Source organism: Stenotrophomonas sp. 2201_Sma, from assembly GCF_056486685.1.
On record NZ_CM151329.1, the window covers coordinates 3951900 to 3964111 of the forward strand.

Genomic DNA, 12212 nt, shown 5'->3' on the forward strand with positions numbered 1-12212 from the left:
GCGCCGGCGCCCGACACCGCGCCGGTTGCGGGCCCCTGCCTTGCCTGCATCGGCGGGCCTGTGATTACGTGGTGCTCCAGATCGGCAACGCGCAAGGTCCTGCATGAGCGACACGGTGGATACCTTCTGCCCCTGGATCATCGGCCGTCCCTGCCTGCCGGTCGGCGAATGGGCGGACTGGTCACAGGTGCTGGTGGCAGTGGTGATCGGCTTCGCTGCCATCTATGTGCCCTGGCAGATGTCCCGCGCGCAGACCCAGCGCCGCATCACCACCTCGCTGACACTGTGCGGCATCACCCTCTTCCAGTTCCTGCAGGCGGCGAAGCTGGCCACGGATCGATCCGGCGACACGCAGCTGTATCGCTACCACCGCACCTGCGGCATGGACATGCTCAACTCGCTGCGTCAGATTCCAACGCACGAGCTGATCGACTGGGATGTGATCCACGCACGTATCCATCTGGAGATGCGCTGCGTGCAGCTGATCGAGTACGCCGACAACTGGCATATCGAGCAGGAGGGCTTCGCGCGCCTGCCCGACAGTACGCTGGAGGAGCTGGCGCACCGCATCGGCCTGCTCCATGCAAGCCTGGATGAGGTGCGCGGCCTGCTGTTGCGCAGGCGGATGTTCTGGCCATGGCTCTCGCGCCGGGTCGTTGCCTTCGAGCGGCTGCCGACAGCGCCCGGGCCGGTCAGCCGGAGCGCATCAGCGATCCAATGAGGGCGGCCGATGCAAGGCCTCCCCAGGACAACAGCGCCACCGCGATCAACAGCACCTTTCGATACATCGCCTGCGCCTCATTCCGGTAGGGCGCGTCGCGGCTGTACGGCCTGGCCAGACCGAACAGCTCGCCGGTGACCGTCAGCGCCCCCAACAGCAACAGGGCCAGCATGCAGAAGCCGAATACCGTGCCCACGTCGCCCACACGAGCGCCGTCGGTTGCTGCACCGGAATGACCGGCCAGGGCTTCGAAGAACGTCCCGACCCAGCCGGCCAGCAGCCCAGCCAGGATCGCGACGAGCGCCAGGTGGCTGAGAAGATGCACCCAGAAGCGGACCGGCAGTTTCATCGCGTGTTGTCCTTCATCCAGTCACCGGCTGCCTTGGTCATTGCCTCCACTCTCCGGGTTGCGCTGCCATCGGCCGCGAAGATGCCTATGGCGGCGCCGATCACCGTACACGGCTTGATGCCGATCGCGCCTGATACCACCGACATGGCCATGGTTGCCTTGAACGACGCCCCCTGGTCGGAGAAGGCGCTGGCCGCGTCCGCCACAACCCCCGCCGCCTTGGCCAGCGCAGGATTGCTCGCACCGGCACGCGTGGTATCGCTCTTGGCATCCTCGCACGCCTGCTTCTCCGCAGCCTCGGCTCTGGCCTTCTGCATCGCATCGAAATCCTGCTTGGCGGCCTTGATTCCGTCCACCGTCATGTAGCCTCCGGCGGCGCCTGAGATGCACAGCACAACAGATGCCACTGTAGGCTCAAGCCCCAGCGGATCGGTGCGTTGGATTGGGTTTGCGGCAGCATAGGCGTAGGTGTTGAGGCCGCCTGCCAGGCCGATCGGATCGCTCTGGACATAGCGTGCAATGGACGCATCGTAATCGCGGAACCCGTTGTACCAGAGTCCACTTTCGGCATCGTAGTACTGCCCCGGGAAGCCGATGTTGAGGCCTCCAATATCATCCTGCTGCACACTTCGACCGTAGGCATAGTTGTAGGCCTTCCAGACGGTCGCCTGCTGCGGGCTGCTGACGAAATCGGGACGGCCCAGGTGGTCGGTATGGACGAAGTTGAGCTGGCCATTGCGCGAAAGACCCACCAGCTCACCGTTGAACCACAGGTAGTTGGTCCAGGTGTTGTTGCTGAGCTCGGCCAGCATCTGGTTCTGGTCGCTGTAGAAGTATCGGCTGGTAGCGGTGGCATTGGCCTTGGCCACACGCTGCCCCTGCGCATTGATCAGGTAATCGGTGACCTGTCCCGCGATGTTGGCACGGCTCATCCGGTTGAACGCGTTGTATTCATACGTACTGACCCGGCTGCCTGCCGTCTCGCTGATGCGATTGCCCAGCGCGTCATACTGGTACTGCCGTGTCCCATCCTGGTTGGCGTAGCCCAGCACCCGGTTGCTTGCCGGGTCGATGGTGTACTGCGTCAACTGGTTCCCGGCCTGGTAGCGGTCATGGTTGCCACCGGCATCATAGGAAAGCTGGTTGTCGATTCCGAACCGCCTCAACTGGGTCAGCCTGCTGAGCGCGTCGTAACCGATCGTCTGGGTCAGGTCGGGCACTGCGGCATCGATGATTGCAGTCATCTCGCCGTCCGCGCTGTACTGATAATCCCAGTAGCTCAACCGGGCGCTGTTGGGGCCCCACACCGACATCGCGGTCAGTCGGCCATCGGCATCATGATTGTAACCGCGGGCCAGTCCATTGCCGTACGCCAGCCAGCCCGACGCGCCGGTCGCTTTCCAGCTGGCCTGGGCGATGACCGCACGCGAAACGCCGTCGATCGTTGCGGTCATCGACGCCAGTCGTCCGCCGGCGCCGTACGCGTAGTTGACGCGGTCAGCGTTGGGATAGGTGATCTGGTTCGGGCGCCCAATGCCGTCGTAGAGAAATTCCGTGCTGTGATCGGTCTGCTGGCCGGCAACAGTGATGAAGTCCCGCCGGATCCACAACTGCCCGCTTGGAACGTAGGCGAAGTGGGTCGCGGTGTCGGGGCCGGAGAGGCCGCACAGCATGCCCTTGCCCCAGGCACACCAGTCGTAGCTGAAGTCCTGCCGCTGGCCATCACTCTGCATCGATGCCAGTCGACCCAGTCCGTCGTAACCCATCGCCACGGTGCTGCCGTCGCTGCGGGTGGTCGACACCCGCAGCCCGACCGCATCGTACTGATGTAACGTAATGCCCGTATCCGGGCTGGCCTGCTTCCACAAGTTGCCCAGTCCGTCGTACTCGTAGGTCGTCACCAGCCCCCGCGGGTCGCTGACCCGCGCAACGCGGCCACCCGGATCGTAGGAGACGTGGGTGGTGCCATTGGCCGGGTCCACTGCCTGCACCATCTGCCCAAGCGCGTCGTAGCTGAGTTGCCTCACGCGGTTCTGCGAATCCGTGATCTGGACAAGGCGGCCTTCGGCGTCGTAGGCATACCGGATGTTCTGTCCATTATTGCCGCGCTCGCCAATGAGCCGTCCCAGTTCGTCGTAGTCGTAGTTGACGCTGAACGTCACAGCGTTCAATCCCATCAGGGTCAGAGTGATCACAGACATCAGCGGACTCCTTCCTTAGCGTCCAACCAAATGGGCGGCGTGACCCGCATCGGCTCTTGGCAGTTGGGACCATTTGGACCATTGGGGCAATGCCAGTCCCCGTTTTCCACCACGATGGTGACGTAGGGACGGGGGCCCCACGCTGTTCCGCTCGTAGCCATCTGCGCGACATAGGAATAGCCGCCGATGCCTACGCCGTCGTGATAGGGCGCGATATCGAAGCTGAAAGTGGCGATCCCCCCTGGCGGAACAGGTGCCGACAATCCATGTGATTGCGTCGGGAAATCATGGCCCCAGGCGAGATAGGTGTTGCCGTCCCAGGTGACATTGCCGGTGTTGCGCACCTGCGCTGTGAGGGTCACCCGGTCGCCGTTGTAGATGTGATACGAACTGGAGTTGAAGGTGATGAATTCGGCACTGCGCACAATCGATGGAACCGTGAATGCGCCCGAGCGGTTGATGGTCAGGTTGGCCTGGCCGACCGGCGAGATGCCGTGGATGTAGATCGGTTTGCCGCCATGGTTCTGGCGCAGCGCAGCGTCCAGCGGCAGCTTGAACCAATAAGCCGTACCTCTCGCCTGGCAGGCGTTGGCAACGTTGCCATCAGTGGGAAGGTTGGCAGTGCCGGCGATCGCGAATGCGCCGCCGCCGGCGGAACCGCCGACGTAGGCATGCACATCGATGGAACTGTCCACACCCACCGAGCAGGCCCAGCCTTCTACCGCGTAGTTGCCGTTGCCGTCATGAGTGACGCCACCGATGTCTCCCACCACAGTCGCCTGCGGTACCGCGAACACGCCCGAATTGGCGAGCGCACGATTGTGGGCGCCGCCCTGTGGCGACAGGCCGTACAGGGTGATCTTGCGTCCGCCCAGCTGCTGTCGCTGGGCCAGCGACACCGGCAGCTGGAAGCGGTAAGCGCTGCCGCCCGCCTGGCAGGCAGAGGCGACACCCGGTTCACTGGCCAGGTTGGCCTGCGCAGCGGCCAGGAACTGACCTTCCGCGTAGCCATGGACCTCGATGGAGGCGTTGGATCCAGTACTGCAGGCCCAGCCACGCAGGAACCAGTTCCAGTTGCCGTCGTGGGTCAGTTCGTCGATCACGCCGGTAACCGTGCTGCCCAGTGGGAAGTCGGTGTGTGCCACCTCCTTGCGTGTGATGTTCGAGGCGGCGTCATAGCTGTAGCGCGTCCATGCGTAGGTGCCGTCACCCAAGGGAACCACCTCCGCCAGGCGGCGCCGTGCTGCGTCGTACTCGTAGCGCTCGATCACTCCATCGGGCCGGGTGGCGCTGGCCAGATTGCCCGTCGCGTCATAGCCGAAGGTCGTCGTGGCCCAGCTGTCGCCGAAGCTGTCGCGCTGGCTGACCACGCGGCCACGCGCGTCGTAGCTGTACTCGCGAACCTGGCCATTGACCTGGATGATGCGGGCCGGTTGGCCCAACCCGTTGTAACCACTGAACGCAATGCTGTGTCCCAGCGCGTTGGTCACGCTGACCAGATCGCCATTGGCGTCATAGACCGAGGTGGCGTCATCCTGCGCCAACGGGCCATCCACCTTCATGGAGGCCTTCAGCCCATTCGGGTGATACGTGTAGGTCAGCGTGGTCGTACGGCTCTGCCCCGGGGCACCATGACTGGAGAGGTTCTTCTCTGTCACCGATGCAACATTGCCGCGCGCGTCGTAGGTGTAGCTGGTCTCCTTGTCGTTGGCGACCGACACCTTGGTCCGGCGATTGCGTGCCGTGTCCCATTCAAAGGTCGTAGTCCGCTGCACGGCTGTACCTACCGCATCAACACGCTTCAGCAGATAGCCCTGGGGGCTGTAGTCGAAGTCGGTCAGGTTGTCGGCGAAATCGTGGACCAGATCAGGATAACCATTGGCGTCGTAGCTGCTCTCCTTGTAGCTGGCTGCGCAGCGCGGCGAGGCGGCGCCGGTCACCGACACCGGGCGACCATCTTCGTAGGCGTGGGTTGTCCTGCGACCCAGTGGATTGGTTTCGATCGCTTTGATCTTGACAGGGCGCGCCTTGCCTTCAGGTGTCGAGGACAGCTGGATGCTGCCGATTCCCGTGCCGGCGCCCGTGCCTGCCATGGGAACACTGCCACCCGGCAAAGAGCGCGGCTGATAGCACATCATCCCGTTGCGCGTGTCCTCGCACCAGCCCCGCTCTGCTTCCACGAAGATGCCACCCGGCCGTGCCGGCGCGGGTGGCGGCAGCACCTGTTCCGTGCTTTCCACCACGTAGCTGATGGTGTGGCGTTCGACGCCACCGGCATGCTCGGAGAGAACCGCACGGCGATTCTCGTCGTAGGCAAAGGTGGAATAGCGCACACCATTGAAGGACTTTCCGGTGAAGCCGCCGGGATACCGCGCGTCCTCATAGTGATAGGTAATGGTGGTGGCTGGCGCGCCTGGCAGCGTGGTCGATGCCAGACGCCCCCGCCCAGTCCCGAACACGTTGGGTGTATAGGCGTACTGGAAGATGTTTCCGGCCGGATCGGTCACCTGCGTGACCTGGCTGCCGCTCCAGGTGAACTTCACCTGGCGGCCGGAAGAGTGCGTGACCGTCTGCAGGTACTTGTTGCTGTAGACGAAGTTCCAGGCGATCCCCTGCTCGTTGCGAAGCTGGGTGATGTAGCCCTCTGCGTTGTAGTTCTCCGCACCATTCTCATCGTTGTGAAGCGTGAAACTGCCGTCCGCATTCTTGACGATGTAGGCAATGGGCTGTGCCTTGTCCTCGTTCCAGTGGCCGCTGGCGGGATCGCGCTGGAACTTGATCCGGCGACCGTCCGGCCGTTGGTTCCAGAGAGTGTTCTGGCCATCAGAGAACGCCAGCGAGTAATCGAAGTTGCTCAGCCAGTGATTGCCGAAAAGGCCGGTCGCACTCCAGTGATGGTTGTAGCTGCGTCGCAGGAACAAGCCCATCTCACTGGCACTTGCGAAGTCCAGCTCGTGCTCGACCTTGTTGCCGGTGTACAGGACGATCGGATTGCCGGTCGTTCCATCGCACTGCTTCTCGCGGTCGTCGGTCTCCTGCTCCTTGGCGGTCTGGTTGGGGGCTGCACCGCCACCACCACCGCCGAGGAAGTCCCAGCGTCCGCCTCCTCCCCCCATGTCGAACAGATGCCACGGGATGATCTCGTTCTGTATGCGCTTGGCGCGCACTTGAACTGTGTCGATATCGGTGGGCTTTTCCGCCGCTTTCACCGAAGGCGCGATAGCCACGCCGGCGCAGAGGGAAACAAGGGGAAGAAACAACAGTACGTTGGAACGGGACCTGCCTGTCACGCGGAGCTTCATGCTCTCTCCAATTCCTGTATGCGGGCTGTTCAGCGGGGACTTTGGTACCTGAATGAGACGACCTTCCGCCCGGAGCCTAACAGCTGATTCAGGTAGATGGAAGTTTTGTGAAACGGCGGCCCATAGACGCGTGCAGCCTGGCGCCCGATACGACCGCCAAGCCCGTTCATCACACGGTGGGGACCGTACCCCCATCGATCCGATACTCCGTCCCGGCGATCGACGCGGAGCGCGGGGAGGCCAGGAAAGCGATCAGGTCGGCCACCTCCTGTGGCCTGGCAGGTCGACCCACCGGAATCCCGCCCAGCCAATCCATCACGATCTTCCTGCCACCTTCGTAATCCGTTCCGGCCTCTGCGGCCATCCTCGTCGCGAACGCCACGGACGCCTCGGTCTCGATCCAGCCCGGCGCAACGCTCAGTACGCGCACTCCCTTGGGTGTCACCTCTCTGGCAAGCGACTTGCTGTACGTGGTGAGAGCGCCCTTTGCCGCAGCGTACGCCGTGGTGGACTCCGGCAGCGGCAGCACGCGCTGGATGGAGCTGACATGGATCACCACGCCCGACCCCTGGTGCAGCATCGCAGGCAGCAGTGCACGGTCCAGGCGCACCGCGGACATGAGATTCAGGTTCAGCTCGGCGAACCAGTGCGCATCGCTAATGGCAGCGAAGCCACCACCGGGCGTGTTCGAGCCTCCGAGCACATTGATCACGATGTCCACACCTCCCCACTGCCGGAGGACGGCCTGCGCAAGGTGATCCGTGCCTTCCGCGGTCGACAGGTCGGCAGCGACGTAGGTGACGCCCTCGCGCGTCTGGGTGGGAACGGTGCGCGCGGACGTCGTCACGCGCGCTCCGGCCTCCGTCAGGGTTTTCACAACGGCAGCCCCCAGTCCCAGCGTTCCTCCTGTGACCACTGCCCTCAGGTCCTTCAGTTGGAGGTCGAAGTTCATGCCGTGATCTCCAGCGATGCGATCCGGCCGCGCTCCAGTCGAAAGCGGTACGTCAGAACCGTCGGGCTGCCGGGAAAGTCACCGGTGACATCCGCCTGCACCCTGTGGATGTCGTCCTGCCGCTCGATGGCAAACGGCACACTCGTCGCGTGGTACCGGGCCGCTGCCTCGGCCATGAACGCCTTGATGGCGTCGATGCCCACGTAGGTATGTCCGTCGTCCTTCATCACCGCGTGTGTCGTGAAGCACTGCGTCAAGGCGGTCGGGTTCTGCTCTGCCGCGAAGTACGCCGCAATGGGCTCGGGAAGGGTCAAGGCGCTCACGTTTCTGTCTCCTCGGGTGGATGGCCCGTAGGATGCGCACCCCGGCTAATTTATTGAATATCCTAGAATCCGGATGGGCTCTTTAGAAACGAGTACATAATGCGCGGATCCGACTTTGCTGAACTCAGAGCCTTTGTTGCCGTCGTGGAGCGTCAGAGTTTTGTGCGAGCCGCAGAGCATCTTGGCCTGTCGCCTTCGGCGCTGAGCCAGACGATCCGCCAGCTCGAAGGTCGCATCGGCGCCCGCCTTCTGAATCGCACCACGCGCAGCGTCGCACCGTCGGCAACGGGCGAACTGCTCTACAGGCGCATCGCCCCGCTGTTCCGGGAGATGGCTGCTGCAGTGGCGGATGCCGGTGAGGCGACGGGGCGGATGAGCGGCACGCTGCGCATCAACACGCTGGGCATCGCGGCAAGGACGGTCATCGCCCCACGGCTTGCGCGCTTCCATCGCACGCATCCTGATGTCGTGCTCGACATCGTGGTCGACGATGCGCTGGCCGATATCGTCCGGGGCCGCTTTGATGCAGGCATCCGCGTCGGCGGCCAGCTGGAAAAGGACATGGTGGCCGTCCGCCTCACTCCCGACATGAAGATGATGGCGGTGGCATCGCCCGACTACCTCTCACGTCGAGGCACCCCCACCTCGCCGGCCGAGCTGCACGAGCACGCGTGCATCAACTGGCGACTCGAGATGGATGGCAGGCACTATCGCTGGGAGTTCGAGAAGCAGGGGCATCGGCTCGATGTAGCCGTCGATGGCCCTGTCATCACCAATCACGCTGACGTCGGCATTGCTGCTGCGCTGGGTGGGCTCGGCATTGCCTATCACTTCGAGCAGGACGGCGTAGGCGAACTCCTGGCCCAGGGGCGGCTGGTCCGGGTCCTGTCGGACTGGTCGATCTCGCGCCCCGGGCTGTTCCTCTACTACCCGAGCCGGCAGCATCGACCCGCCCTGCTGGGCGCCTTCATCGACTGTCTTCTGGATCAAGGGCCATTCGATGAAGGGAAGCAGACGGAGCTGCGGTTGCGCTGAGAATGTGGTGGGCCCACCAGGATTCGAACCTGGAACCAAAGGATTATGAGTCCTCTGCTCTAACCGTTGAGCTATAGGCCCGTGCAACGGGAAAGTGTAGTTGAGTCAGGCCTTCTCTCGCCACCGACCGGCCGCAGACGCGTGCCTCAGCCGAAACGATTCCCCATGGCCCGGACCCGCGCTGCATTCTGTCCGGCCACCTCCAGCAGCACCTTGGACCGCAGCAGGCCAGACGCTGCAACCCGCTCCCAGAAATCTACCGCGAGCGGAGCCGCCCATTGCAGATGATCCAACTGGCCTGCGCGCCGTGGTGCGACCGGGGGAAGCGGCGTTGTCGCCCGCAGAACGCCCGTTCGCGAGGGGGCCAGGGACATCGGCAGCATGTCGTAGGCAGGGGCAAGCGGCAACGCCCCCCGATCCAGCAGATGGAAGCCGACGTTGCCCTGATGCATATCGGTATTGCCGATCAACTGCCCAAAGGCGTGCAGCCGCGACAGGGCGGTCGCGGTCTCCTGATGGATCCACCGCTGCGCCCGCAACTGCTCATCCGCCTGTCCCCAATCCATGGTCACGTCACCCACATACGCGGAGGACAGGGCCAACAGCGACACGAATCCACGCCGTCCCAAGGTGCCCGGCGAGCGATCAAACCGCTTCACCTCCAGGAAGGTGTGGCTGTCGGTCTGGATGAGCGACGATTCTGCTGCAGACACACCCGCCTCGCGCAGAACCTCAAGCGCCAGATGCTCGCAGGCCAACAGGTCTGCCCACCGCTCGGCAGCCTCCCCCGCGCCGGGCAGGGCGAACTTCACCAGCGCGGCATAGCGGCCGCCATCGTGCTCGACCGTCGCAGTGAACTTGGGCTGTTCGCCGCCGGGCGAGGAGCCGACGTCTTCGCCTTCCAGCGCAGCAGTTGCCCATTCGGGATAGCGCTGCTTCCGATCCTCGCTGCGCACGCGGTCCGGCGGTGTGTCCATCGTCGCAAGAGCAGACGCAACCGCGTCCGCGCCCAGCAGCAGATCGCCGACATCGGTACCACCTGCGCGCGGCCCAGCCGCACGACCGCGCCCCCCGCGTCGGCGACCAGCCGTCCCAGGGTCGGGCGAGTGATCCCAAGGCCCGCCAGAAGATCGCCCGCCGGCACCACCTGCCGGGGGGAAGGCGCTCCAGCAGGTCGTTGACCATGTGAGTGCGGGGACGGGCCCTGCACCGATATCGTTACGAGTTAATTTACGTATTCACGCCACATGATGAGGCCATGTGCAAGGCACAGGTCAAAGCAACCCGTTGATTTTCATGGGGCCACGCGGTTTCACCACCTGAATTAAATTACGAATTAATTTACGAAAAAAGAAAACCCCGCCGAGGCGGGGTTTTCCAGTTCACGACACAACCGCTGGAATCAATCGATATCCAGGAAGCTGCGCAGCTGTTCCGAGCGGCTCGGGTGACGCAGCTTGCGCAGCGCCTTTGCTTCGATCTGGCGGATGCGCTCGCGGGTCACGTCGAACTGCTTGCCGACCTCTTCCAGCGTGTGGTCGGTGTTCATGTCGATGCCGAAGCGCATGCGCAGCACCTTGGCTTCCCTCGGGGTGAGGCCGGCCAGCACGTCACGCACGGTTTCAGACAGATTGATGTTGGTGGTGTTCTCGATCGGGGACTCCACATTGGTGTCCTCGATGAAGTCGCCCAGATGGGAATCCTCGTCGTCGCCGATCGGGGTTTCCATCGAGATCGGCTCCTTGGCGATCTTCATCACCTTGCGGATCTTGTCTTCCGGCATGTCCATTTCCTTGGCCAGCTCCTCCGGCGTGGCCTCGCGGCCGTACTGCTGGAGCATCTGGCGGGAAATGCGGTTCAACTTGTTGATCGTCTCGATCATGTGCACCGGAATACGGATGGTGCGCGCCTGGTCGGCGATCGAGCGGGTGATGGCCTGGCGGATCCACCAGGTCGCATACGTGGAGAACTTGTAGCCGCGGCGGTACTCGAACTTGTCCACGGCCTTCATCAGGCCGATGTTGCCTTCCTGGATCAGGTCGAGGAACTGCAGGCCGCGGTTGGTGTACTTCTTGGCGATCGAGATCACCAGGCGCAGGTTGGCCTCGACCATCTCCTTCTTGGCCTTGCGCGCCTTGGCTTCACCGTAGGCCATGGCACGGCTGATTTCCTTCAGCTCTTCCAGGTCCAGCTGGGTCAGCTTCTCGATGTCGATCGTGGCCTGCTGTTCGGCAATGATCTGGTCCTTCACCTCACGCAGCGCCGACGACCACTTCTGCTTGCGCTTCAGTGCGTCTTCCACCCACTCCAGGTTGGTCTGGTTGCCTTCCCAGGAGCGGATGAAATCCTTGCGCGGCATGCGCGCGGTGACGGTGGCCAGGTTCAGCACGCGGCGCTCATGGCTCTTGATCTCGGCCATGGTGTCGCGCAGCTGCTTGGTCAGCACGTCGGTCAGCGGCAGCGGCAGCTTCAGGGTGACGAACACGGCCGACATCTCTTCGCGCAGGCGCGGCAGGTTCTTCTTGTCGCCCTTGCCGGCGGCCTTCTTGAAGGCATTGAAGGCATCGCTCAGCGCCTGCATGCGCGCGGCGACTTCCTCCGGGTCCGGACCGGTCGGTGCGGCTTCCTCATCGGCGCCGTCGACATCATCGTCCTCGTCCTCGTCGGCTTCGGCGTCGGCATCGTCGCTGTCATCGGCGGCGGCCGCCGGCGGAGCCGGCTCTTCGTCGGTCAGGTCGTTGAAGCCGACGATCACTTCGGCCAGGCGCTTCTTGCCTTCCTTGTGGGCTTCGTAATCGGACAGCAGCGATTCGACCGACACCGGGAACTGGCCCAGTGCGGCCTGTACCTGGCCCAGGCCTTCTTCGATGCGCTTGGCGATGGCGATTTCGCCTTCGCGGGTCAGCAGCTCGACAGTACCCATTTCGCGCATGTACATGCGCACCGGGTCGGTGGTGCGGCCACCTTCGGTGTCGAGCGCGCTCAGCGCGGCAGCGGCTTCTTCGGCCGCGGTGTCGTCGACTTCGCGGTTGCCGGTGTTGCCGTCGTTGAGGAGGAGAGTCTCCACATCCGGCGCAACTTCATGGACATCAATGCCCATGCCGTTGATCATGCCGATGATGTCTTCGATCTGTTCCGGGTCGACCATGTCGTCCGGCAGATGGTCATTGACTTCGGCGTAGGTCAGGTAGCCCTGTTCCAGGCCCTTGCTGATCAGTTGCTTGATTTCGGATTGGGCAGGACGTTCGTTGGCCATGTAGTGCTCGCGCCACCGGCTGGGTAGGAAATAGGGAACGTAGCATTATACCAGCCCGGGGCCCCGCCTGCCG

Annotated in this window: 9 protein-coding genes and 1 tRNA gene; 2 read left to right on the forward strand and 8 right to left on the reverse strand. The window is 63.6% G+C overall.

The window, feature by feature from the left end; translation table 11 throughout:
- Positions 1-103: 103 nt before the first annotated feature.
- A complete protein-coding gene (locus ACZLIF_RS18190; RefSeq protein ID WP_111186239.1) occupies positions 104-721 on the forward strand; it encodes a hypothetical protein in 618 nt (205 codons plus the stop codon).
- Here ACZLIF_RS18190 and ACZLIF_RS18195 read toward each other — a convergent pair.
- The 5 genes from ACZLIF_RS18195 to ACZLIF_RS18215 form a co-directional block, all read right to left on the reverse strand.
- On the reverse strand, positions 693-1070 hold the full coding sequence (locus ACZLIF_RS18195; RefSeq protein WP_128987745.1) for a hypothetical protein: 378 nt from the start codon (positions 1068-1070) through the stop codon (positions 693-695). The genes ACZLIF_RS18190 and ACZLIF_RS18195 overlap by 29 nt on opposite strands.
- Positions 1067-3271: an RHS repeat-associated core domain-containing protein gene (locus ACZLIF_RS18200; RefSeq protein ID WP_128987744.1), complete on the reverse strand. Its 2205-nt coding sequence runs from the start codon at positions 3269-3271 to the stop codon at positions 1067-1069. Before ACZLIF_RS18200 ends, ACZLIF_RS18195 begins: the two co-directional genes overlap by 4 nt.
- On the reverse strand, positions 3271-6498 hold the full coding sequence (locus ACZLIF_RS18205) for a DUF6531 domain-containing protein (RefSeq protein WP_241685919.1): 3228 nt from the start codon (positions 6496-6498) through the stop codon (positions 3271-3273). Before ACZLIF_RS18205 ends, ACZLIF_RS18200 begins: the two co-directional genes overlap by 1 nt.
- 244 nt (positions 6499-6742) lie before the next feature.
- Positions 6743-7525 (reverse strand): SDR family oxidoreductase, encoded by a 783-nt coding sequence (locus ACZLIF_RS18210; RefSeq protein WP_128987743.1) that lies wholly within the window; start codon positions 7523-7525, stop codon positions 6743-6745.
- Positions 7522-7848, reverse strand: coding sequence for a nuclear transport factor 2 family protein (locus ACZLIF_RS18215; RefSeq protein WP_128987742.1), 327 nt, complete (start codon positions 7846-7848; stop codon positions 7522-7524). Before ACZLIF_RS18215 ends, ACZLIF_RS18210 begins: the two co-directional genes overlap by 4 nt.
- Before the next feature lie 99 nt (positions 7849-7947).
- Here ACZLIF_RS18215 and ACZLIF_RS18220 point away from each other — a divergent pair, with 99 nt between their 5' ends.
- On the forward strand, positions 7948-8883 hold the full coding sequence (locus tag ACZLIF_RS18220; protein ID WP_128987741.1) for a LysR family transcriptional regulator: 936 nt from the start codon (positions 7948-7950) through the stop codon (positions 8881-8883).
- Positions 8884-8888: 5 nt separating this feature from the next.
- Here ACZLIF_RS18220 and ACZLIF_RS18225 read toward each other — a convergent pair.
- The 3 genes from ACZLIF_RS18225 to rpoD all read right to left on the reverse strand — a co-directional run bounded on the left by ACZLIF_RS18225 (position 8889) and on the right by rpoD (position 12139).
- A tRNA-Ile gene (locus ACZLIF_RS18225) sits at positions 8889-8964 on the reverse strand.
- Between the two features lie 65 nt (positions 8965-9029).
- Complete coding sequence (locus tag ACZLIF_RS18230) at positions 9030-9860, reverse strand: HipA domain-containing protein (protein ID WP_128987740.1); 831 nt, start codon at positions 9858-9860, stop codon at positions 9030-9032.
- A gap of 425 nt (positions 9861-10285) precedes the next feature.
- Positions 10286-12139 carry an RNA polymerase sigma factor RpoD gene (gene rpoD, locus ACZLIF_RS18235; protein WP_053517130.1) on the reverse strand — a complete coding sequence of 618 codons (1854 nt, stop codon included), beginning with the start codon at positions 12137-12139 and terminating at the stop codon, positions 10286-10288.
- Between the last annotated feature and the right edge of the window lie 73 nt (positions 12140-12212).

What these genes read in the sequence shown, in the direction of transcription:
- ACZLIF_RS18190 (WP_111186239.1), top strand. Translation starts at nt 104, where the DNA reads ATGAGCGACACGGTGGATACCTTCTGCCCCTGGATCATCGGCCGTCCC.
- ACZLIF_RS18195 (WP_128987745.1), bottom strand. Translation starts at nt 1,070, where the DNA reads ATGAAACTGCCGGTCCGCTTCTGGGTGCATCTTCTCAGCCACCTGGCG.
- ACZLIF_RS18200 (WP_128987744.1), bottom strand. Translation starts at nt 3,271, where the DNA reads ATGTCTGTGATCACTCTGACCCTGATGGGATTGAACGCTGTGACGTTC.
- ACZLIF_RS18210 (WP_128987743.1), bottom strand. Translation starts at nt 7,525, where the DNA reads ATGAACTTCGACCTCCAACTGAAGGACCTGAGGGCAGTGGTCACAGGA.
- ACZLIF_RS18220 (WP_128987741.1), top strand. Translation starts at nt 7,948, where the DNA reads ATGCGCGGATCCGACTTTGCTGAACTCAGAGCCTTTGTTGCCGTCGTG.
- ACZLIF_RS18230 (WP_128987740.1), bottom strand. Translation starts at nt 9,860, where the DNA reads ATGGACACACCGCCGGACCGCGTGCGCAGCGAGGATCGGAAGCAGCGC.
- rpoD (WP_053517130.1), bottom strand. Translation starts at nt 12,139, where the DNA reads ATGGCCAACGAACGTCCTGCCCAATCCGAAATCAAGCAACTGATCAGC.